At 43.8% G+C, this 21,653-nt stretch carries 22 protein-coding genes, 1 pseudogene and 1 riboswitch; of the genes and pseudogenes, 2 read left to right on the forward strand and 21 right to left on the reverse strand.

Going from position 1 to position 21,653, the window contains the following annotated elements:
- Positions 1–151: 151 nt before the first annotated feature.
- Positions 152–253, reverse strand: a riboswitch (purine riboswitch).
- Between the two features lie 41 nt (positions 254–294).
- The 13 genes from BSG1_RS14765 to BSG1_RS14820 form a co-directional block, all read right to left on the reverse strand.
- Positions 295–2,496, reverse strand: coding sequence for a transglutaminaseTgpA domain-containing protein (locus BSG1_RS14765; protein WP_006837912.1), 2,202 nt, complete (start codon positions 2,494–2,496; stop codon positions 295–297).
- Positions 2,493–3,710: a DUF58 domain-containing protein gene (locus tag BSG1_RS14770; protein ID WP_006837913.1), complete on the reverse strand. Its 1,218-nt coding sequence runs from the start codon at positions 3,708–3,710 to the stop codon at positions 2,493–2,495. The genes BSG1_RS14765 and BSG1_RS14770 overlap by 4 nt, the downstream gene beginning before the upstream one ends.
- Entirely contained in the window at positions 3,711–4,667 is a 957-nt protein-coding gene (locus BSG1_RS14775) for an AAA family ATPase (protein WP_006837914.1), read from the reverse strand.
- 1,040 nt (positions 4,668–5,707) lie between these two features.
- On the reverse strand, positions 5,708–6,604 hold the full coding sequence (locus BSG1_RS14780) for a nuclease-related domain-containing protein (protein WP_232214245.1): 897 nt from the start codon (positions 6,602–6,604) through the stop codon (positions 5,708–5,710).
- A 188-nt stretch (positions 6,605–6,792) separates the two neighbouring features.
- Positions 6,793–7,623 (reverse strand): ammonia-dependent NAD(+) synthetase, encoded by an 831-nt coding sequence (gene nadE, locus BSG1_RS14785; protein ID WP_006837918.1) that lies wholly within the window; start codon positions 7,621–7,623, stop codon positions 6,793–6,795.
- A gap of 72 nt (positions 7,624–7,695) precedes the next feature.
- Complete coding sequence (locus BSG1_RS14790) at positions 7,696–9,168, reverse strand: nicotinate phosphoribosyltransferase (protein ID WP_006837919.1); 1,473 nt, start codon at positions 9,166–9,168, stop codon at positions 7,696–7,698.
- 166 nt (positions 9,169–9,334) lie between these two features.
- Positions 9,335–9,589 carry a hypothetical protein gene (locus tag BSG1_RS14795; RefSeq protein WP_006837921.1) on the reverse strand — a complete coding sequence of 85 codons (255 nt, stop codon included), beginning with the start codon at positions 9,587–9,589 and terminating at the stop codon, positions 9,335–9,337.
- Between the two features lie 343 nt (positions 9,590–9,932).
- Positions 9,933–10,937 carry an LLM class flavin-dependent oxidoreductase gene (locus tag BSG1_RS14800; protein WP_006837922.1) on the reverse strand — a complete coding sequence of 335 codons (1,005 nt, stop codon included), beginning with the start codon at positions 10,935–10,937 and terminating at the stop codon, positions 9,933–9,935.
- A gap of 241 nt (positions 10,938–11,178) precedes the next feature.
- Positions 11,179–11,316: a hypothetical protein gene (locus BSG1_RS21145; RefSeq protein WP_198008242.1), complete on the reverse strand. Its 138-nt coding sequence runs from the start codon at positions 11,314–11,316 to the stop codon at positions 11,179–11,181.
- 152 nt (positions 11,317–11,468) lie between these two features.
- Positions 11,469–12,227, reverse strand: a complete 759-nt coding sequence (locus BSG1_RS14805; protein ID WP_006837924.1) for a FixH family protein — start codon at positions 12,225–12,227, stop codon at positions 11,469–11,471.
- A 21-nt stretch (positions 12,228–12,248) separates the two neighbouring features.
- On the reverse strand, positions 12,249–13,685 hold the full coding sequence (locus BSG1_RS14810; protein WP_232214244.1) for a sensor histidine kinase: 1,437 nt from the start codon (positions 13,683–13,685) through the stop codon (positions 12,249–12,251).
- Positions 13,666–14,337 carry a response regulator transcription factor gene (locus BSG1_RS14815; protein ID WP_006837926.1) on the reverse strand — a complete coding sequence of 224 codons (672 nt, stop codon included), beginning with the start codon at positions 14,335–14,337 and terminating at the stop codon, positions 13,666–13,668. Before BSG1_RS14815 ends, BSG1_RS14810 begins: the two co-directional genes overlap by 20 nt.
- Positions 14,337–15,314 (reverse strand): YncE family protein, encoded by a 978-nt coding sequence (locus tag BSG1_RS14820; protein ID WP_006837927.1) that lies wholly within the window; start codon positions 15,312–15,314, stop codon positions 14,337–14,339. The genes BSG1_RS14815 and BSG1_RS14820 overlap by 1 nt, the downstream gene beginning before the upstream one ends.
- Before the next feature lie 271 nt (positions 15,315–15,585).
- On the opposite strand from BSG1_RS14820, the gene BSG1_RS14825 reads away from it, so the two are divergent.
- Positions 15,586–16,149: an alpha/beta fold hydrolase gene (locus tag BSG1_RS14825; RefSeq protein ID WP_332248318.1), complete on the forward strand. Its 564-nt coding sequence runs from the start codon at positions 15,586–15,588 to the stop codon at positions 16,147–16,149.
- A 524-nt stretch (positions 16,150–16,673) separates the two neighbouring features.
- Positions 16,674–17,246 (forward strand): CBO0543 family protein, encoded by a 573-nt coding sequence (locus tag BSG1_RS14830; protein ID WP_006837929.1) that lies wholly within the window; start codon positions 16,674–16,676, stop codon positions 17,244–17,246.
- Between the two features lie 199 nt (positions 17,247–17,445).
- Here BSG1_RS14830 and BSG1_RS14835 read toward each other — a convergent pair whose 3' ends face one another.
- The 8 genes and pseudogenes from BSG1_RS14835 to BSG1_RS14870 form a co-directional block, all read right to left on the reverse strand.
- Positions 17,446–17,832 (reverse strand): rhodanese-like domain-containing protein, encoded by a 387-nt coding sequence (locus BSG1_RS14835; RefSeq protein WP_044022965.1) that lies wholly within the window; start codon positions 17,830–17,832, stop codon positions 17,446–17,448.
- 326 nt (positions 17,833–18,158) lie between these two features.
- Positions 18,159–18,539 carry a hypothetical protein gene (locus BSG1_RS14840; RefSeq protein WP_006837932.1) on the reverse strand — a complete coding sequence of 127 codons (381 nt, stop codon included), beginning with the start codon at positions 18,537–18,539 and terminating at the stop codon, positions 18,159–18,161.
- 13 nt (positions 18,540–18,552) lie between these two features.
- Entirely contained in the window at positions 18,553–18,900 is a 348-nt protein-coding gene (locus BSG1_RS14845) for a DsrE/DsrF/DrsH-like family protein (protein ID WP_044022966.1), read from the reverse strand.
- 328 nt (positions 18,901–19,228) lie between these two features.
- Positions 19,229–19,456 carry a sulfurtransferase TusA family protein gene (locus BSG1_RS14850; RefSeq protein ID WP_006837934.1) on the reverse strand — a complete coding sequence of 76 codons (228 nt, stop codon included), beginning with the start codon at positions 19,454–19,456 and terminating at the stop codon, positions 19,229–19,231.
- Between the two features lie 24 nt (positions 19,457–19,480).
- Positions 19,481–20,639 (reverse strand): annotated as a pseudogene (locus tag BSG1_RS14855) (MBL fold metallo-hydrolase).
- Between the two features lie 21 nt (positions 20,640–20,660).
- Positions 20,661–21,053: a DsrE/DsrF/DrsH-like family protein gene (locus BSG1_RS14860; RefSeq protein ID WP_006837936.1), complete on the reverse strand. Its 393-nt coding sequence runs from the start codon at positions 21,051–21,053 to the stop codon at positions 20,661–20,663.
- A gap of 11 nt (positions 21,054–21,064) precedes the next feature.
- Positions 21,065–21,298, reverse strand: coding sequence for a glutaredoxin family protein (locus BSG1_RS14865; RefSeq protein ID WP_044022968.1), 234 nt, complete (start codon positions 21,296–21,298; stop codon positions 21,065–21,067).
- A 15-nt stretch (positions 21,299–21,313) separates the two neighbouring features.
- The coding region (locus tag BSG1_RS14870; RefSeq protein ID WP_006837938.1) for a rhodanese-like domain-containing protein at positions 21,314–21,653 on the reverse strand (340 nt) is incomplete at its 5' end.

Consider the following 21,653-nt stretch of genomic DNA (forward strand, 5'->3'; position numbering starts at 1 on the left):
TTCCGCTTTTCCTGTCATCCTGTTCACCTCATCAAGTTATTTCGTCTAATCTATAATTCTTTACAGTTTGCCCGAAAAGTAAAAAAAACCAGAATCCAGCCTTTGTACAAAGGCAGAATTCTGGTTTTGATATACTTCGCTTATATCCCATCAAAATGAATACTGCCTTCATAGTCAGATCATTTACGGTGACCCGGTAGAGACTTTCGAACCATATTATCGAGGATATATGAAGGTATGCAAACCATATTTATATACATTTCGACATCATTTTATACCGAGACAGCGCATCGGTCAACCAGTTGTCCTTTTAATTAAATTTTCCCACAATTCCTGAAGCTGTTTCCAGTCATGTTCTGTAAGCTTTTGACCGTATAAGCTCCTTTCATATTTGTTCGTAAGGGACGTCATTTCCCTGGTGCCAAAGAAAGAATCCACATACCTTGAATAGGAGCGGAGCGTCTGCCCGTCATCCATTTTTAACCCGTAGCGGCCCAATTGCTTTAACAAGGAGACATAGGCTTGCGGGAAGGTATCATCATCCTTTTTGAACTTATAGTATGGAATGAGGAAGTACGGCAGCCATCTTCTCCTTGCCATGAATGCCGCAAAAGCAATAATCGCAAGTAACAGGATGGCAATCAGGATCTTGCCCCAGTTATCCTCCACAAAAGTTACGGCATCATCCCACAATGCTTTGATGGAAAAATTGATAGAACCGCTGTCGGCAGAATCATCCTCCGGAGTCAGATCTTTTTCAGGCGTTTCCTGCTCGATCGGCGGAACTACCGTCTCTTCCGTCTCCGGAAGTTCATAGTCATAGTTTACGATGGAACTGCCTGTGAATCCGACTGTCGGCTCAAACGGAACCCAGCCTTCTCCAGGGAAATATACTTCAACCCAGGAATGGGCATTATTATTGGTCACCCTATAGGTTTTGTATTGCGTATCGATGGTTCTCTGATACTCGCCTTCCGTATATCCCTTCGCCCATCTTGCCGGTATTCCCAGGGAGCGGACAAGGACCACCATCGCTGTGGAATAGTTATCACAGTAGCCCATCTGCGTTTCGAACAGGAACTGGTCAACATAGTCCTGTCCTTCCTCAGGGACCGGAACATCGAACTGCTCATAGACAAAGTTTTCTTTTTCAAAGTATTCTTCTATTGCTTTTGTTTTCTGATACCAGTTCTCCTGGTCAGCTGTGATGGTTTCGGCCAGATCCTTTACCCGCTGGGGCAGTGTCTCAGGAAGCTGGGTGTATTTTTCAAGAAAGAGCTCGGACGTTTCAGGAAAAGAGTCCGCTGAAGTAGATTCCAGCCCTTTCAAAGAGTAAACCGGGTTTGTGTACTCCACCGTGTATTCCTCGAGTTTGACTTCCTCTTCCCCTTGAAGAGACGAAATCTTTGCCGTTTCTGTATTGATGGAAAAATAACCATCTTCATTCCCCTGCACAGTATTAATTCCATAAGGATGAACAATATGAGAATATTGCTCTTTCACCTTTAGCGTTTCTGTATCAGGCTCCTTGTCCGGGTCATGTTCGGTGATCTTGATAGGGATTTCCTCCCCAGGATTGAAAGGCAGCTTTTTGTCTGCTTCTTCCGTGCCAGTCCTTTCCCATCCTTTTCCGGTATATAAATCTTTACTTTCGATTCTCCAGTAGTGCTCCCTGACAACATCAGCGGTAAAGACCGTTTTCGGATCTCCGTAGAATGGACCGCCAAGCCGGCTGTCATCCTGCCCGTAACCAAGCTTGGACCCTCCGCCTCCTGTTTCATTTTGACCCGCAAGTGCCTTAAGATGAGGAACCGGATCAGGCCAGACAGGATCGATCTTCGGTGCTGCAAAAGCAAGGACGGAACTGGTGCCGATCATGATCACCAGCGGAACCATCCATCTCCCGGTGGCAAATTTCGTTGCCCTCAGGCTCTCTTGATCTTTTAAACGGAGCAGCGCAAGCATCCCCAGCAGCAAAAAGCCGAGGACGATGATCCGGATGATGGCTCCTTTTGCATCAAATGCTGTAAACGTATCAAGCAGGCTGATGTAAATGACCGTCATGATATAAAACAGGAGCATCGTTTTCCTGACGGATAACCAGTAATGAATCAGGTAGGTCATCAACCACAGCAAGATGAAAAACAACAGACTGCGGTACATATCGGACAGCAGCGACCACTCACGCCCAATGGTCAGCCCGATATTGTCCCACAGGTCGGTGATCATCGCAGCTATAGGATTCAAAAATGTATCATCGGCATACAAATGGTACAGAGAATACACGATGAAAAACACCTTAATGGAAAATGATAAAAATTTGTTAAGGTTCAGGTAATACAGGGTAATCGACAGAAGGATAAACCCCACAAAATAGCCCAGATTCCCCGTATCCGTTATGTCATCCAGCGGTCTTAACCATTCCCACAGCAAGATGAATGCGAGTCCATAAAGAAGCCCCCGCTGAAGATTCCTTGTTTTCGTTCGATCACTCATGCATTCTTCACCTCCGAAAACGCAGAGCCAAATTCACCATCATAAATCACCTTAAGCCAGATACCCCTGCCGGCCGCCATGGCCTTTAACGCTTTTTCTTCAGAGGAAAGCTGTGTGGCTTGTTCTTTTATCAAAAAAATGACAACGGAAGAATTGCGCTTGGCATATGAGCTGACTGTCGAAATCAGCTTTTTGGAGAGCGAACCTGTCACAAACATGACCGTAGCGGATTGCTGAAAGTTGTTCCCTTCTCCGTGAAGGACTTTCGACATATCAAATTTGCTGTCCGCCTTTACTTTTGCCAAATGGTGGTAAAGCTGGCGCTGATGTTCTTCGCCCCCTCTGATCGGGAACGAAACCTGGTCTTCCCCGATCGACAGCAGGCCTGCCTGTGCCCCCCGTCTTAAAACGGCTTTTAAAATTGAAGCGGTAAAAGTGACCATAGGCTCGAATGCGTGGGAAGGTTCCCGGTCCAGGACGACAAGTACATCATGAGACTGCCGTTCCTCGAATTCCTTCGTCATCAATTCATTTGTGCGGGCAAACGATTTCCAGTGAATCCACGAGAAACGATCTCCCGGCTGATACTCCTTAACCCCCGTAGCCATCGTCGTATCCTTTTGGATTTTCACGTTAGAAGAAGCCATCCCTTGATCATACCGGCTTTCAAGCGGCCTGTAGATCACATCCACAAAAGCCGGATATACGAGCAGCGTGTTTACACACGGAACCGTCACTTCTTTTTCAAAAATGCCAAAAAAGTCCCCTGTCTTTAACCGGACAGCGCTGAAATGGTGCTCCCCCCTTGGCAGTTCATCAATGATGTATTTCAGATGAATCTCCCTTCTAAAACCAGGATAAATCAATGATTTCGCTTTTTGAAAAGTGGATCTGTAAAAAATTGAAGGAGACACAATATCATCTGCAATCAGGTAAAACAAAGGAAACGGAAGCTTTCTTTTGATGATGAGAGACACTTCCATGGAATCCCCTGCTTTGAAATCCGTTGATTTAAACGAACGTTCCACTTCAAAGTCTGAGAGCGGATAGATTGAAACAAGCAGTGAAAACAAGGCAAAAGGAACGAAGCTGTAAAACAGAAACCAGCTGACGAATCCTCCTTGAAACAATGCATAGACAAGTGTTACCGCCCACAAAACAATAAGCAGCAGCAGTTTGCCTAACACCTTTAGAAGCTGTAATTTCTTTTTCATTTATCTCACAAGCCTTTGAACAGGCACAGGAATCCTTGTGATTACACGTTCTACCACTTCTTCGGCCGTAATGCCTTCATATTTTGCTTCTGACTTCAAAATGATACGGTGAGAAAACACAAATGGAGCAAGATACTGCACATCATCCGGGATCACATAATCTCGGCTATTCAGGTAGGCATACGCCTGGCACGCCCTCATCAAAGCAATGGATCCACGCGGACTCGCACCAAGATACACTTGGGAATGAAGCCTTGTTCTATGGGCGATATCCACAATATATTTTTTCAGCGTGTCATCCACGATAACATCCTTGACATCTTCCTGGATCATCCGGAGCTCTTCCAGTGTAATGACCGCTTCAAGTTCTTCAATCGGCGCATTCTTCTGAGCACGTGTGAGGATTTCCATTTCCTCTTCCATCTCAGGATACCCCATCTTCATTTTAAGGAGGAAACGGTCGAGCTGCGCTTCCGGAAGCGGATACGTCCCTTCATATTCAATCGGGTTCTGTGTTGCCATAACAAAAAACGGCTTGTCCAGTTTGCGTGTCACCCCGTCGATTGTCACACTGTGCTCTTCCATCCCCTCAAGCAATGCGGACTGAGTCTTTGGTGACGTACGGTTAATCTCATCTGCCAGAATGATATTCCCCATGATCGGACCGGGCCGGAAATGGAACTCGCTGTCTTTCGGATTAAATATCGAAACGCCGATGACATCTGAAGGCAGCAGGTCTGGCGTAAACTGGATACGCTTGAACGAAGCACCGACAGATTTTGCAAGTGCCCGTACCATCATCGTCTTTCCGACACCCGGTACATCCTCAAGAAGCACGTGGCCATTTGCCAGCATCGCCACCAAACTCAACTCCGCAACCTTCCGCTTCCCGATCATTACCTTCTCAATATTCTCAATTACATGCTGCAATTTTGGATTCATAACATTTGTCGTCATTCTATTCCCTCCTGAAACTCTGTGACTGACATCTACCCGTCTAATTACATATAACATTCTGCAAAAATCGGCAAAACCCTTTAGAATTCATGGAATTATTAGGTAATTTGTCTATTTCTCACTATTACTGTTGGTTTCTATTTGAAATGATTCTCTTAGTTGATCACCCTATTAGTCTATGACTTACTGGCGTGCGGCCTCAACAATCTGAATTTTCTGTTACAAGTATATAACAAAAATCCATATTTTGAAAATTGGGGTGGAGGGGGGGGTTAGATACTTGGGTACGGCTGTAATTGGTTTTGGTCCCTTTGACGTCTCCGACTCTCCTTGACTTCTGATTCCACAACCTCATTGCGTCCCTTTGACGACTCCGATTCTCACTGACTTCCGATTCCACAACCTCATTGCGTCCCTTTGACTACTCCGATTCTCCCTGACTTCCGATTCTACACCCTCATTGAGTCCCTTTGACTACTCCGATTTTCCCTGACTTCCGATTCTACACCCTCATTGAGTCCCTTTGACGACTCCGATCCTCGCTGACTTCCGATTCCACACCCTCATTGAGTCCCTTTGACAACTCCGACTCTCCCTGACTTCCGATTCCACACCCTCATTGAGTCCCTTTGACAACTCCGACTCTCCCTGACTTCCGATTCTACACCCTCATTGAGTCCCTTTGACGACTCCGATTCTCCCTGACTTCCGATTCTACACCCTCATTGAGTCCCTTTGATGACTCCGATTTTCCCTGACTTCCGATTCAGCACCCTCATTGAGTCCCTTTGACGACTCCGATCCTCGCTGACTTCCGATTCCACAACCTCATTGCGTCCCTTTGACTACTCCGATCCTCACTGACTTCCGATTCCACACCCTCATTGCGTCTCTTTGACGACTCCGATCCTCACCGACTTCCGATTCCACCACCTCATCGAGTTGCTTTGACGACTCCAATTCTCGCTTTCTTCTAATTACAAGGCGTCAAAAACCCTTTTTGCAAAATCCCTTAAATGCTTTCAGCAATAACGATCCAATCAGATATAATATGAAGATTTCCCATGTCCCACTAGTTTAAAATTTCTTTTTAATATTCTTCGTATCGTCTTAATATCTCTAATAACACCGCACCAATCATATATAAGGTTAGAAGTCACTTTTAGTTGAGGGAATAATAGTTTTATCTCTTTAACACATCTCAAAACCGCTTCCGTGCACTTTTCCCTTCCACCACAATTACCACATACCAATGTAGTTTGTACCGAGGAATAAAAACCCCCACAAAAAGGACAAACAATCCCTTTCCTCAACCCGCCATATTTATACTCCGGCACACTGGTATAAGGCAGTTCCTCAATTAAGAGAGCTAATAGTTTCTCTGCAAATTGGATTTCTGAGCGGGTCGGATTGGAGCCGCATCGCTGCAGCATTTTTTCCCGGAAGCGGTCAAGTTGAGTTGGATACACGATAGGTAAATCGGAAGAAACATCATAAAGGTGGAATTCGGGGTGAACGAATACAAGATGAGGCTCTACGTTTATTCGCCATCCCATATTTTTAACAAGCTGGTTTATAAGGGTTTCGGTTTTTTCAAGCTGAAGAAGGGGGTTTTTAATTCCGTTGCCTTTTGGGGAGTACCATTTGTCTTCTTTGATGGTGTAGTCGCCTTCGAAATTTTTGACTTCGAAGATATGAAGGGTTCCTGAGGAAATTCCGAGGGAGTCGGTTTGGAAATGGTTGTTGTTCACGTTGAAGTTTGTGTCATTTAGAAAGATCATGTTTTTAAGCGGCTCTGCCCACTTATCAAACGTCACTTCTCCTTCGTATCCTTTTTCTTTGTACTGATAGTAACTTTCTTCACTTTCGCTAAAATTCATCCTCGGTCTCAGCACCCTTAATATTTGCAGCTCTTTCGACACCTCGCGCTCTTTCATAATCAATCAGCAACACTCCTTTCAAGTTATATGTAAATTTTATACAACAACTTAAAAGGAGTCTACCTAAAATGTACGAAACCCGGTTTCCGACAGGCAATGTTTCGTAGAATAAAGGATAAACTCGACGAGCACCACAGTAAAAAAACCACCAAGGAGCCCTAAACTCCCTGCTGGTCTGTAAAAATCTATTGTCTCCACCAGTCATCGAATACGGTGATTGGCAGTTCCCGTTTATGTCTGGTTTTCAGGTAGTGGCCTCCGATGGTTTTCGCGGCCTCCTTGGAAACTTCCCGACCCTCAAGGAAGTCATCGATCTCTTCGTAGGTGACGCCCAGCGCATCTTCGTCCGGCAGCAGTGGGCGGTCGTCTTCAAGGTCCGCTGTCGGAACCTTCGTGTAAAGGTGTTCAGGCGCACCGAGTTCTTTCAGGAGCATTTTTCCCTGGCGTTTATTCAATCGGAAAATCGGTACGAGGTCGGCTGCACCGTCTCCATGCTTCGTATAGAAGCCGGTTACTGCTTCGGCGGAATGGTCCGTTCCGAGCACAACGCCTTTATTCATCGCGGCCATGCTGTATTGGACTTTCATGCGTTCGCGCGCTTTTTCGTTTCCTTTTGTGAAATCAGAAAGTTCGACTCCTGCTTCTTTCATTGCAGCTGCACTGGCATCGACTGCCCCTTTGATGTTCACGGTGTAGGATTTGCTCGGCTGGATGAACTCAATCGCATCCAGGGCATCCTGCTCATCATTTTGTTTGCCGTATGGAAGGCGGACCGCGATGAACTGGTAATCATCCGTTCCGTTCTCTTCGTTCAGCTCATCCACCGCTTTCTGGGCAAGCTTCCCGACAAGCGTTGAATCCTGTCCGCCGGAGATCCCCAGTACAAGGCTTTTCAGGAAAGAATTCTTCTTTAAGTAGTCTTTCATGAGGTCGACGCTTCTTCGGATTTCTTCTTTTGGGTCAATTTCCGGTTTCACTTTCATTTCTTCGACAATCTGTTTTTGCAAAGAATCCATCTTGTGATCTCACTCTCCTATCAAGATTTTCTATTATTATAATACCTTTGGTTCAGAAGCTACAAACATTCATCACCGGGCACTTTCCTGATACGCCTGTACTTTCTGCTTGACTTCCTCGATATTGCGCATTTTGTTGTTCCAGCATTTTTCGCTCAGATCAACAGGGTAGTCCTCCGGGTTCATCAAGCGCTTATACTCGTCCCACAGGACTTCGATGCTTTCCTGGAAGTATTCGCGGATTTCCTGAAGCGACGGTGTTTCGTAGATCAACTTTCCATCTTTAAAAATATCGGTATGAAGATCTTTTGCGTCAAAATTGGTGACAAACTTACTGATGAAAGTGTGAACAGGATGGAACATCTTGATCCGGTCTTCTTCCTGCGGGTTCTCTTCTTCCAGCGTAATATAATCCCCTTCTGACTTGCCGCTCGTTTTATTAATAATCCTGTAGACATTCTTCAGGCCTGGGGTTGACACTTTCTCAGCATTGCTGGAGATTTTGATTGTATCTGTCATTTCACCATTCTCATTTTCAATGGAGACGAGCTTGTATACCGCTCCGAGGGCTGGCTGGTCGTAGCCTGTAATCAGTTTCGTCCCGATTCCCCATGTATCAATTTTGGCACCCTGCGCTTTTAAGTTCAGGATGGTGTATTCATCAAGGTCATTCGAAGCGACGATTCCCGCATCATGAAAGCCCGCTTCGTCCAGCATCTCTCTTGCTCTTTTCGACAGGTATGCCATATCTCCGCTGTCCAGGCGGATTCCCTTGAAATTGATTTTGTCTCCCATTTCCTTGGCTACCTGAATCGCCGCCGGAACCCCGGACTTCAGCGTGTCGTAAGTGTCGACCAGGAAGACACAGTCCTTATGGGATTGGGCATATTTTTTAAAAGAAGTATAGTCATCCCGATAGGCCTGGACCATGGAATGGGCGTGTGTGCCTGCAACAGGGATCCCGAACAGCTTTCCTGCCCGGACGTTGCTTGTAGCATTAAAGCCTCCGATGAAAGCCGCTCGGGTTCCCCAGATTGCGGCCTCCATTTCCTGAGCTCTCCTTGTCCCGAACTCCATCACGACTTCGTCTCCCACGACCTCGCGAATCCTCGCCGCTTTTGTCGCAATCAATGTCTGGAAGTTGACAATATTGAGCAGCGCGGTTTCCAAAAGCTGCGCCTGTGCCAGGGGAGCCTCCACTCTTATCATCGGTTCATTCCCAAACGAAAGCTCGCCTTCCTTCATGGAACGGATGCTGCCTGTGAACCTCATCTCCTTTAAATATTGTAAAAATTCTTCCTCATAACCGGCTTCTTCCTTCAAATACTCTATATCCGTTTCACTGAAATGGAAGTTTTCGATAAAACGGATCACCTTCTCAAGACCGGCAAATACGGCATAGCCGTTGCCAAAAGGCAGCTTCCGGAAAAACAGTTCAAACACCGCTTTTTTATCATGGATCCCATCTTCCCAATAGGTCTTCGCCATATTGATCTGATACAAATCTGTATGTAAAGCCAGGCTGTCATCAGGATAGTTAAACATTCTTGTTCACTCCTTCGGGCAAAATTTATTACATGCATCACCATATGAAAATAACTTTATAGTAGTAAATAGACTATTTTCTTTATTTTAACCATAAAAGGCGATTTCCATAGACATTGGGAATCCCAATAAAAAACGCCAGCTGACTCAACTGGCGTTAAAAGTGTTACATTACGGCTCCGAACAAGGCTCCGACGACTCCCAGGATTACCGCAAGGATGAACCATAGAATGGACAAGATGACGATTGTCCAGCCGATTCCCTTTCTGCCTGTCTGGATAAAATAAATGCCCAATACGATGGCTCCGAAGATCAGGCCAAGGATCGCCCACAGCCATGGATTCTTACCACGCTTTCTGGCATCAACGAATAGATAAATCGCAATGATTATATTAATGATAAAACTTAGAGAAAATTCCAAAGTCCCACTCCTTTTTTGTTTTCTTTTTAGATTTTCCCAAGGTATAAAATCTTAAACCCCTTATTCCTGTTACCTCCTCCCGGCAGGGTGACCTGGATTCAGAAAATCGGGCAGATCATTGAAACGATAGGGGTTACCAGGCAGCTAGGGATTTAAGACCGTGACACCCTTTGCAACACGCACAAAAAACCTCGATTATCGGGGATGTTTTGCAGTCAGCAGTGGAACTGAGCCAGGCTCAAAAGTGTGAAACGAGCCAGGCCCAAAAGCCATAGAAGCCTTGGGGAGGAAACAGATTCTGATTGAAGACGACGGCTTTATACTGTGAGCAAAACCGGTGCATTTACTTCTTCAAATCAAATTCTTTTGCCAGCAACTCAATGACTCTTTTTCGATTTTCGATCCCTGAAACATGCGGCACAATCATAATTTCATCCGCCTCAAATGTCTCTGAAATCTTTTCTATTTCTGATTTTACTTTTTTCGGGGTGCCGATGATCATCCGTTTTCTGTTCTGCCTTACCCTCTCCTCCTCACTTGCTGTAAAACCACGTTTCCTTGCGGTTTCTACAGAAGGATAATACGGCGGCTGGTTTTCAGACTCCACAAAATAGAGCCAAAGGTCGAATGCTTTTGCCAATTCCTCGGCTTCCTCTTCCGTTTCAGCGACAACAACGAAAAGCGCAATCATCGTTTTCGGTCTCTGCAGTACAGCAGAGGGTTGGAAATGCCGGCGGTAATACTCTACAATGCTTCCCCCTCGCATTCCCGGTTTTGCAAAATGGGCAAATACATAACCCGTTCCCTGTGCTGCAGCCACCCGTGCCCCTCTTTCACCTGATCCAAGCATCCACATTTCAGGGGTCGTCGAAATTCTTGGAGCTGCAGTCAATGATTGAAAACGGTGTTCCTCTGTGGTGTTGTCTGTAAAGTATTTTTTCAGGTCGGCCACCTGTTGTTCATAGGACTGCCGTTTAGCCTTATCTTCGCTCAGGGCCTGATTGACAATCCGGTAACTGGGGGACCTGCCTATTCCGATATCGATCCGATTCGGATGAAGAGCTTCCATCATACGAAAATTTTCCGCTACTTTATAACTGCTGTAGTGGGGCAGCATGACCCCGCCGGAACCAATCCGGAGGTTCGATGTGGACGACGCCAAATGCATCATCAGCATTTCGGGACTGCTGTTGGCAACAGAATCAACCATATGATGCTCGGATACCCAGAATCGTTTGTATCCAAGTGAGTCTGCATGCCTCGCAAGTTCCGTAGTCTCCCAGAGTGCCTGATGCGCATCTCCCCCTTCGTCGATGGGCGAGTAATCCAGTATGTTCAAAGGTATCATTTTGGGCCTCCTTTGCTCTTTAATTGGTAAGCTATATATGAAAAAAATATTTTTGATTAGGCTAGGAAGGGCTTCAGGCTTGGCAGCTGAATCGTCAAAATCATCCTTCCGCTAATTTAAATCTTAACCTTGCCTCCTATTATAAAGAAAAAGAAGCCCCCGTTCAGTCCGGAAGCCTCTCATCTTTATCACTTTAAAGCACTAAGAGGGACTGTCCCTCTTAGTGCTTTAAAGTATGAAACTATTCGTCTTTTTCGTCATAAGCGATTAAGACTATATTTTCTTGCGTGTCTTTCCTTAACTCGTTTTCTAGTTGTGTGATTTTGGACAGCTGGCTTTCATCTAAATTTGCTACAGGGAATTGGCCTTTCAAGTTCATTTCAATACCCCCTTCTTTGGTGATAGATAGATTTTTCCCATCCGTCCAACTATTTATGTAGCACAATGAACCAAAGACTGGACAGTTCACTTTATTTTTAACAACAAAAAAATGAGGCTCCCCATCATTACGGAAGCCCCAGCCTGTTTCTGTTATTCTACAGTCAAAGTTTTTTCTGTATGCGTGTGCAGTTTCCCTTTTTCAATATGAAGCTTCACATGGTAAGTCCCCGCATCTGAAAAGACATGGGTTGATTTATACTCGCCGGCACTGTCTTCTGAAGCATCAATGAATTCGTGTTTTTCTTCGCCATCTTTCCATACTTCAAAACGGACGTCAGCTGCTGTCAGCGCCTGATCGCCAGTCATCGCATGGCCTGTCAGTTCAATTTCTTCTCCCGCTTCCACCTTATCCGCCAGCATAATATGCCCTGTGACTTCCCCTCCATGTCCGTCTTCATGGCCATGACCTTCATCGCCGGCATGTTCCGTTCCTTCTACATCACCGATGGTCAACTCCAATTTTGGCATCGTATGCATATCCCTTGCCGTTACATGGGAAATCACATAGTAGATTCCCGGTTCATCGACTGTCATACTTATTGAGTAAACTCCTTCTCCTTGAGACTGACCTTCGAGCTTCTCGTGCTGCTCCTCATCTTTTTTCCAGAATTCAAACTCCACTTCATTGGCGTCGTCTACATTTTCATCGCCCTGGGTAACTTTCGCCTGGATTGTGAACTCTTCCCCATCTTTAAGCTCCTCTTTACCTGGTTTCGTTGTCAGTTCGACTTCTACAGGCTCCAATGTTCCGCCTTCTTCTGAATGATCTTGTTCATTCTGTGCGCCGCATCCAGCCAGCACCAGCAAACTCCCGAGTGTGATGGCCCTCCATAAAGAATTCATTTTCATGTTGTATATCCTCCTAAAATTTTATTGACTCTCAAAAGAAAAGGAGTGGAATGTTAAGGAAATCGATGTTCCCTTTCCAGGTTGGGACTGAACATCAATTGTGCCGCCATGTTTCCACACAATCTGCTTTACGATGGCCAGCCCTAAACCAAATCCTCCTTCGTTCCTTGTTCGCGGCTTGTGAACCCGGTAAAAACGGTCCATAATGTTTTCCAGATCCTCTTCCGGAATCCCGCATCCTGTATCTTTCACAGTCAGAACCGCTAAATGGTCGTTTTGTTTCAATTCCATCATAACCTCTCCAGCTTCAGGAGTATAACGAATCGCGTTATCCAGCAGGTTGCTGATTACTTGCTCCAGCCGGTCGGCATCTCCTTCGATGATGACCTCTTCATCAAGCTGCAGACCGAGATGGATATGTTTTTGTTCCGCATGAAACTTAAACCTTTCGGTGACATCCATCACCAGCTGTGCGAATGGTATCGGTTCCTTCCTCATTGGATAGGATTCTCCTTCCAACTGAGCCAAATCCAATAAATCATTAACAAGACGGGTCAGCCTGGCTGTTTCGTTATGAATGATCCGCAGGTATTTTTCCCGTTCCTCGCCGCTAGTCGTCATTCCCTCCAGCATGGCTTCTGTATATCCCCTCATATAACTGAGAGGGGTTCTAAGTTCATGCGAAACATTCTGTAAAAATTCTCTTCTACTATTTTCGACTTCTTCCAACGAACCCGCTAACCGGTTAAACGAATGTGCCAGTGAGCCTATCTCATCAGATGAAGAAACCTGTATTCTTTTAGTAAAATCACCGGCCGCCATCCGGGTCGAAATCAATTCCATCTTCTTCAGCGGCTGAATCATCTGTGAAGCTACCTTTCTCCCTGCCCAAATGACCGTCAGTAAAATAATGACCAGAAGTAGCGCCAGGACATATCGAATGGATTCAAATGGAGCATAAACATCCTCCAGAGGCATATAAAGAAAAATCGCGCCGGAAAGGGCTTCCCCCTCCAGCAGCGGAATGGCGACCGCCAAAATGTCCTGTTGGAACACCGGATGCTGCCTGACCATTGTGACGGTTTCGCCGTTCAAAAGCTGCTGCCTTTCTTCAAATGTGATCAGCGTGCTCCTGTCCATATCCCCATATGGCAGAGATGCGCTAAGCTCCATCGGGTTCTCGGTAAAAATGATATCCGCTTCAGAACTTTTCTTAGTCCACTCTATCAGATCCAGGAACTGATCCTGCCCCTGTTCTTGAAGGTAAGCTTCTTTCAGGCTGCTTCCTTGGAGAAGCAGCAATTCCTTTTGCTTATCCACATATAATTTTTCATACAAATAAAAGGTCAATCCAATCGTAATCAATACGGTGATACCAGAAACAACCGCGATCGTCAGCCAGATTTTTTGACGCAGTCCCATATGGGTCAAACGATGCTTAATTGAATTTATAGCCAACACCCCACACCGTCTGCACATAGGATCCCGCCGCTTTCAGCTTCAATCGTAACGTTTTAATATGAGTATCTACTGTGCGTGCGGTGCCTTCGCTTTCAAAGCCCCAGATTTGGTCCAGCAATTGTTCTCTGCTGAACACCTGGCCCTGATTCTGCATAAGCAGGGCCAACAGGAGAAACTCTTTTCTTGTCAGATTAACGGTTATACCATCCACTTGCACCATATGCCCTTTCAAATCGACCGTTAACTCTTCATGGCTGATCATTTGGCTGGTGAGGTTTCCGTTTTTATACCCTTTAGACCTTCGGAGAGCTGCTTCAATTCTCGCAAGGAGCTCCTTTGGGCTGAACGGCTTCACCACATAATCATCAGCACCGATCTTCAATCCTGTTACACGGTCATCCTCGTTTCCCTTCGCTGTCAGCATGATAATAGGCACATCAGAAAATGTGCGGATTTCCTGCGCTGCCTCCAGTCCGTCCATGAACGGCATCATTATATCGAGAAGGACTAAATCAATAGATTCACTTTTCATTACATCGATTGCCTCTCTGCCATTTCCGGCAGGAAAAACATAATATCCATTCGAGGTAAGGTAGGAATTCAACAGACCGACCATATCTTTTTCATCATCAACAACAAGTATATTCATTAGGATCCCCCTCCCTCGATAATCACAACCGGTCCGCCGCTTATGTCGATTTCAGATGTAATGTCAAATGTTGATAAATTTAAAATGAAAAGAGAATTGCTGTCGATGCTGGAAACATAGAGATAATCTTCATTTCCTGTTACATCATAGGGGTTCGCCCCCACCTTGATGTTTTCCGTGCCTGCCCCGTCAGTAGAAACCTTATAAAGTTCATGAGAGCCATGACATACCACATAAAGATCTTTACCGGCAGGGGGGCTGAAAAATTTGACGGGCATCAACCCGACTTCTATCCGGTCAAGCTGTTCACCGCTATCTGCATCGATGACATACACGAACCGATTCAACTCTCCATGAACAGGTCCGTGTCCGCCAACGTACAGCTTCGATTCTTTAATCCAAATTCCCTCCGGCAGGTATGGCACCAAGAACTCCCTGGTAACTTCAAGCCCGTCAATATCAATTGCCGACACAGAAGAGCTCTGCTGATTTACGACGAAGAGAAGCCTATCCTTTTCATCCAAAGCCATCGATAGGGGAAACTTGCCTACAGGGATGGTGGAAGTGATTTTTTCTTCATCCATATTAAACACCTGTACTTGATTATTTCTGCTGTCGGCCAAAAACAGCTGCCGTGTCTCCTCACTGTACAACAGCTCATTGACCCCCGACCCAATATCTTCCCACTGCTTCACGTTTCCGCTCTTCGTATTCAATAAGGTTAAAGAACCACTGTCCCTGCTCGTGTATGCGATATGTTCATCATCGATCCGTACCATATCCGCTATCGTTTCATCCAGTTCGACTGTGCCCGTCACCCTCTGATTCTCTTTATCAATGAACGTCAACCGGGCATCTTTCAGGTGGGAAACCATCAGTGAGTCCTCTGCATTCTCAGGTAAGGGCAGCCTGGCATTCTCGCAGCCGGTACCGATGAAAAAGAAACCAATATAAATAATAAATAATATTCTATTCATGAAGGACCTCTAATCCTTTCTTTTTATTCAAGCTTTACCCAACACTTTATAGTATAGAAGAAAAAAATGAAATCTTTGCGAAGTTTTGGGAATGATTTGTGAAAAAGCTTATTTCCGTTCCACGTGATTAAGTCTAGTCACCTCTAAAAGTATCTTGGTATTATCACTGAGAACACTTCTGGCAAATGTTATTGAACGAACCAACTCTGAATATGATGTAAAAATATCTTTTAAGTATACCTCTTGGAGTTTGTAAATTAGGAGGTACATGATGAATGCTGCCAATACAAAGTATGTTGAGGTAGAACCAGGAATTGAATTGTTTGTTCAGGAATCCGGTACCGGAGAACCGCTTGTGTTCATCCCCGTTTTTACGTTCACGAAAGATGTCTTTTCGGAGCAAGTCCAGCATTTTTCTAAAACTCACCGGACAATTGTGATTGATCCCAAGAGTCACGGCCGATCTACTGTGACGGTCCATGGGAATGATTATGTAACGCATGGCACAGGTTTGCAAACAGTCCTGGCAGAGCTAAAAGTCGTAAATCCAGACCTTGTCGGCTGGTCCTTCGGTTGCCTGACGGTGTGGGAATATATCCGCCAATACGGAACCGATCAAATCAAATCCCTTGTCCTGATAGATATGCCGCCCAAATCTTTATTGGTCCAGCAAGACCAAGATTGGGTGGAAGGGCCACTTGATGATCTGGCAGCAGCCTACACGAATTACCTCCGGAACCCAAAAGGACAACGGGAATTCATCTCGGCTTATGCTGCCGGAGTCATGGTCCAGCGGGAGCTGAAGGAAAAAGAATTGACTTGGATTGTCGAATAATCGCTTGAAACACCCTACTATATTGCCGCCAACTTATTCTCTTCAGGGCTTTTTTCCGATTACCGCGAAGAGGCAGCCCAGGGCAGTGAATCTGTACCGACTCTATTTGTTGTCGCTGAGCATTGGGCGGACACAGCCACAGCTTATCTAAACCAACTGACTCCAAAAGCCTCGGTTAAAGTACTGGGCGGACATTTCATGTTTTGGGAACACAGTGAGAAGTTTAATGAGATTGTTGGAGATTTTTTGGACGGGAAAAACTAACTTTCATAGCAGTACAAAAAACTACTTTCTGGATTAGGGAGTGGTTTTTTTAATCGAATTCCAATCACCGAAAAGAATCCCTTGGAAGTCGAGTACCTTCCGCTTCTAAAATTGGGCGTGAAAACAACAATAAGTTTAAATGAAGCCAATAGGAATAAGCCGGATATCCTCACAAGGTAAAAGAGCGAGGAAGGTATAGTAAACCTGTTTTGGTTAAACTATATAAGTATTAAAACCTTACTATAAAAGGGTGGGACAAAGTGGATAAAAAGCAAATGGATTTGTTACATACCATTAGAACCTCAACAGAAAACTTAACTAATCTTCAACTCGACTACTGGAAGATATATTCAGGCTTTACAAGCTGGAAATTTTGGCTGGAAATTGCCATGCTGGTCATCCCTCTTATCATTCTGTTATTATTCATCGATAGAAAAAGGGCACTATTATTGGGGTTTTTCGGTCTTAATTATCATGTTTGGTTTGCGTACACGAATGCAGCCGGTATCCGGCTGGGATTGTGGGAATACCCATATCAACTTCTTCCATTTTTACCGAGCTTTCCCTTGGACGCCTCTTTTGTACCCATCGCCTTTATGCTTTTATATCAATGGACGTTGAACAGGGAGAAAAATGTTTATCTGTATTCAATCGTGTTATCAGCGGTCTTTGCCTTCCTCTTAAAGCCCGTCATGGTATATCTTGATCTTTTTAGAATGTTTGATTGGGTGAATTACCTTTACTTATTTCTTTTTTACATAGCTTTTTTCGTTGTCTCTATGTGGATAACCAACATTTTTATAAGGTTTGAAAAAAAGAAGCCGAATAATTAAAGAAACCCTTCTCATTTATTGAGAGGGCTTCTGTGACTTTTTTATTCCTATTTCAGCATACTCTCATAAGGACCCGAACAACTTCTCTTTTTCCTCATACTTTCCTGTTGCCTGACCATAAGGGTTACTTTATTGTGGGTGAACCTCTATTCTTCTAATAGTAACCCCACTTTTTCAAGCTGTTAGGAATAGAATAAATTCATCTCACAAGTTTGCCTTCCCATTGTTGGATGCCGCCGTCGACACTAACCAGGTTTGAATATCCTTTGTTCTCTAATAGTTGTGCCGCTTGCAGACTTCGCTTTCCACTCCTGCACAATAAGATGATTTCTGCATCTTTCGGGAGCTTCTTATATTCTGTATCCAACGTGCTTAAAGGCATGTTGATCATTCCTTCGATATAACCAGCTTCATACTCATAAGGCTCACGAACATCCACAAAGACCATGTTATCTGCGTCCTGATTCTTCAATTTTTCTTCTAATTCGTTTGTTGATATCGTTTCAATACCCTTTTTCTCAATTTGGGAATACCCCAAATACATAAGTAAAAGAATTATAGGTACATATAATAAAAGTCTTTTCATACAGGAATGCCCCCTCTTAACTACCTTTTAAGAACAATATATTGTCCTCCTCCAAATAAAGTCTTTACGTAATCGATTTTGACTTGATTGAAGTAAGGTTTACTTGATTCATGAATTAAAAATAAAATCCCATCTCGCTCTATAACCTCATCATTTTCTAATGCTGACTCTTCCAGAGCCAGACGAAGTTGTGGTCCTCCTCAGCCAACTCCCATAGCCAAGCGGATGAAGGGCTTTTTTCCTTCATTTATAATGCCTTTTACCTCTTTTTTAATTTTTGATAGTGCAAATTCTGTTATTTCCACCAAAGTCCTTCCCCCTTATTGTTAAAAGTGTACAAATAAATCCGCCGATACAGCTTCATTTAAGACCCATTTAATCGGCACTTGTTCAGCTGGATAAATAAAATCTGTTCTATCTTTAATATCCAGGTCTACTGCGTAAAGTTTCACACCTGATTCGACTGCGATTTCAAGCAATTCATGAATAGATGGTGCATTGAAGTCATTTAGCGCATTGGAAAGATACTCTATCCCATCCGATGGAATAGGAATATACTTTTTATCTAAAATATTTACTCCTCTTCTGGAGAACGCCAATATCACATCAGCCCCCGAGGAGGCGGCTCCCACAGCTATATTTAAAGGTGGATATACAGATTCTAATTCATCATGAAGTGCTAAAACGACAACTTTTTTCGTATTCATGTTTTTCACCTCTTTAATAACTTAATACTGCATCCGCTTGATATGCTCTTTCCAAAAAAGTAACAACTCCAGCTAGTTCGGCACCTTCAATTAACTCCAGGCCATCTGCAATCAGTACATTCATCTGACAGCCATATAAATGAATCCCAGCCTGCCTGGCCTTTGTAAATAAGGAAGATAGGTCAACACCATGGGTTCTCGGCATTTTCTTTAGATATCGTTTATCTAACACACGGGCTCCATCAAGATCAAAAAATATATCAACTTCATCTTTTTGTTCAATCATTTCCAGCGCTTTGTTTAATACATAGGGAACATTTGAGCTTAACGATACAAAGTATACAAATTTTTTGTTCGCCATCCTTACCCCTTCTTTCACTAATACAGTGTATTTTTCCCCTGTATTTATAAAAATATCTAACCAAATGTAACGGCAGTACTCCTGTTGGCATCAATTTACCGTTGCCTATATTCCCCAATTAACGTTTATTAAGATAGCCGCCTTTCCGTTAAGCACAAATCCCGCCAGCCGTTGCAAAGAAATGGCGCTATACCAAATAAAGAGGGGAGAAAGAGCAACAATGGGTAGTTTATGATAGAACCGACATATAGAAACCGAATTCCAAAAGTTAAATCCAGCCTGATATCTTCTTGAAATAAGGGAACCTGTACGGAGGTCCCCTTATTATTTACCCTTTTCTAATCCAAAACTTTAATACATCATTTTCTTCTTCATGTTTTATGAATTCATGGCCGCCTGACTTCGCCCAAGCTGTCAGGTCACTTTTAGCTCCTTTGTCAGTAGCATGGATTTCCAGAACGTCACCTGATGCTAATTCATTCATTGCTTTTTTTGTTTTCACGATTGGCATTGGACACGCTAATCCTTTTGCATCTAATACTTTAGTTGATTCCATTTATTTCGCCTCCTGAGGATTTTGTTAACGGACTGCACAACGGTTTGGTCCGATCTCCATTTCACGTTGTTTTTCTTCATCAGGGTTGATTTTCCCCATGTTTGTTTCACGAATTTCTTGATAGGCATTTGGCTGTGGCGGCAGGTTTTCTGTTACCAGTCTTCTAAATTCACTTTCATCCTCGATATTCAGACCATGGTTCTTCTCAAATAGTATCCCTAATTTTTCTGATACACTTCCATCTTCATTTAATTCATCAATAATCATAAAATGAGCCGGCAGAACAATCAGACTTTCTGAAAGCTCTCTGTAACGGGAGTACAGGCTTTCTCTTAAGTCCGCTACCCAGTCTTCAGCCATACCAGCCAAATCTGGTCTTCCGATGGAGTCAATGAATAAGATGTCTCCTGAAAGCAGGAATTTTTCATCAACAATAAAAGATGTAGACCCAATCGTATGACCAGGAGAATAAAGGGCATGAATATCAATCGCTGTATTCCCGATTGTGACCACATTGCCGCCTTCTAGTGCCTTATACTCAAATGTTACTTCTGCAGCATCCTTTGGAGGCAGCCAGTAGCTTGCGCCCGTCTTCTCAGCAATCACTCTTCCACCAGAAAGGTGGTCAGCATGCAGGTGCGTATCAAATACATGGGTGATTTTTGCATCTATACTTTTGGCAAATTCAAGGTAAATGTCAGTCATGCGAGTGCTATCAATAATTGCCGCTTCACCGTTGGAAACAACCATGTAAGATAGGCAGCCCTTACCTATACGAACGAACTGATACACTTCGCCGCCATCTTTTAGATCCCCGATTTTCACTGGTTCTAAGTGTTCGCTCCATGCTTTCATGCCACCTTGTAAGTAAGACACTGTTAAACCTTCTTCCGAAAGCATCTCTGCCACCATAATAGATGAGCCTTCTTTAGCACATACCACCAATATTTCTTTATCAGCTGGGATCTTTTCTAAAATTTCTTCCACACCATCAAGCAATTCAAAATACGGGATATTTAGATAATCAAAGTTTCCGCCTTCAATTTTCCAATCCTGAAAATCACTTTCATTACGAACATCCAGAATAAACAATTCTTCTTTATTGAAAACTTTTTTAGTTACTTCTGCTGAAGTCATCGCTCTTACAGTCAATTTTTCCCTTACCCCCCGTGGTATAGTTTATTTTAAAATTTTTTTAGCTCTATTAAAACGTCAGTGATACTTCTGCGTCTTTAGCAAATTCTAAAAATGTTACAGCTCCACCCACTTCAATACCATCAACAAAAGCCTCTTTTTCTAATCCCATAACATCCATTGTCATTTGGCAGCCAATAAATTTAACTCCTAATTCCTGTGCCATTTCGACCAGCTCAGGAATAGCGGGCACATTAGCTTTTGCAAAACCTTCTGCAAAATGTTCTTTCCCCTCTGGCATTGGAAGCTGTTTGTATGCGTCTTTATGGATTAAGTTCAACCCTTCAAATGTGAAGAAAATCGCTACTTCCTGATCAGACGCTGCTGCTGCGGTTGCAACATTAAATACTTTATATGCATCAAAAACTCCACCATTACTTGCGATAATTGCTACTTTACTCATTATAATTCCTCCTATTTTCTTAATGCCATCATAATATTATTTGGGTCATAGCCAACAACCCATTGACCATTGATTTCAGTTTGGGGCACTCCCATTTGTCCTGTTTTGGTTACAATATGGTTCATTATTTCTGGATTCTTTTCCACATTTACTTCTTTAAAAGGGATCTTTTGGTCACCTAAAAAATTCTTCAGCATGACACAATATGGGCAGCGGGTTGTTGTATATACAGTAACTGTATTCATTTCGCATTCCCCTCCTTATTTGTTTACACTATTTGATTTTCCTGACCAGGCACTCATACCTGGTACAACATTCAGTACATTAGCAAAACCTATTTCAGCCAGTTTCTGAGCAGCAAGATCACTTCGGCTGCCTGTGCGGCAAACCACATAAATCTCGTCGTTTATGTCCAATTCTGAGTGACGCTCCTCTAATTCTCCCAAAGGAATGGAAATAGCATAAGGAATATGGTTGAATGCGTACTCAGCTGCTTCTCTCACGTCTAAGACAACAATATTTTCATTAGCTTCCAACTTCTTTTCCAGATCTTCATTACTGGTCACATGGGGATGCTTTCTTTCGATTGACCCTTCATTC

The sequence above is a fragment of the Bacillus sp. SG-1 genome, from assembly GCF_000181495.1.
In the GTDB taxonomy this organism is placed as follows: domain Bacteria; phylum Bacillota; class Bacilli; order Bacillales; family Bacillaceae_B; genus Rossellomorea.

Bases quoted from the DNA above. Each gene is read 5' to 3' on its own strand.
- BSG1_RS14765 (WP_006837912.1), bottom strand. From the start codon at position 2,496: ATGAGTGATCGAACGAAAACAAGGAATCTTCAGCGGGGGCTTCTTTAT.
- BSG1_RS14770 (WP_006837913.1), bottom strand. From the start codon at position 3,710: ATGAAAAAGAAATTACAGCTTCTAAAGGTGTTAGGCAAACTGCTGCTG.
- BSG1_RS14775 (WP_006837914.1), bottom strand. From the start codon at position 4,667: ATGACGACAAATGTTATGAATCCAAAATTGCAGCATGTAATTGAGAAT.
- BSG1_RS14780 (WP_232214245.1), bottom strand. From the start codon at position 6,604: ATGAAAGAGCGCGAGGTGTCGAAAGAGCTGCAAATATTAAGGGTGCTG.
- nadE (WP_006837918.1), bottom strand. From the start codon at position 7,623: ATGGATTCTTTGCAAAAACAGATTGTCGAAGAAATGAAAGTGAAACCG.
- BSG1_RS14790 (WP_006837919.1), bottom strand. From the start codon at position 9,168: ATGTTTAACTATCCTGATGACAGCCTGGCTTTACATACAGATTTGTAT.
- BSG1_RS14800 (WP_006837922.1), bottom strand. From the start codon at position 10,937: ATGATACCTTTGAACATACTGGATTACTCGCCCATCGACGAAGGGGGA.
- BSG1_RS21145 (WP_198008242.1), bottom strand. From the start codon at position 11,316: ATGAACTTGAAAGGCCAATTCCCTGTAGCAAATTTAGATGAAAGCCAG.
- BSG1_RS14805 (WP_006837924.1), bottom strand. From the start codon at position 12,227: ATGAAAATGAATTCTTTATGGAGGGCCATCACACTCGGGAGTTTGCTG.
- BSG1_RS14815 (WP_006837926.1), bottom strand. From the start codon at position 14,337: ATGAATATACTTGTTGTTGATGATGAAAAAGATATGGTCGGTCTGTTG.
- BSG1_RS14820 (WP_006837927.1), bottom strand. From the start codon at position 15,314: ATGAATAGAATATTATTTATTATTTATATTGGTTTCTTTTTCATCGGT.
- BSG1_RS14825 (WP_332248318.1), top strand. From the start codon at position 15,586: ATGAATGCTGCCAATACAAAGTATGTTGAGGTAGAACCAGGAATTGAA.
- BSG1_RS14835 (WP_044022965.1), bottom strand. From the start codon at position 17,832: ATGAAAAGACTTTTATTATATGTACCTATAATTCTTTTACTTATGTAT.
- BSG1_RS14840 (WP_006837932.1), bottom strand. From the start codon at position 18,539: ATGAATACGAAAAAAGTTGTCGTTTTAGCACTTCATGATGAATTAGAA.
- BSG1_RS14845 (WP_044022966.1), bottom strand. From the start codon at position 18,900: ATGGCGAACAAAAAATTTGTATACTTTGTATCGTTAAGCTCAAATGTT.
- BSG1_RS14850 (WP_006837934.1), bottom strand. From the start codon at position 19,456: ATGGAATCAACTAAAGTATTAGATGCAAAAGGATTAGCGTGTCCAATG.
- BSG1_RS14860 (WP_006837936.1), bottom strand. From the start codon at position 21,053: ATGAGTAAAGTAGCAATTATCGCAAGTAATGGTGGAGTTTTTGATGCA.
- BSG1_RS14865 (WP_044022968.1), bottom strand. From the start codon at position 21,298: ATGAATACAGTTACTGTATATACAACAACCCGCTGCCCATATTGTGTC.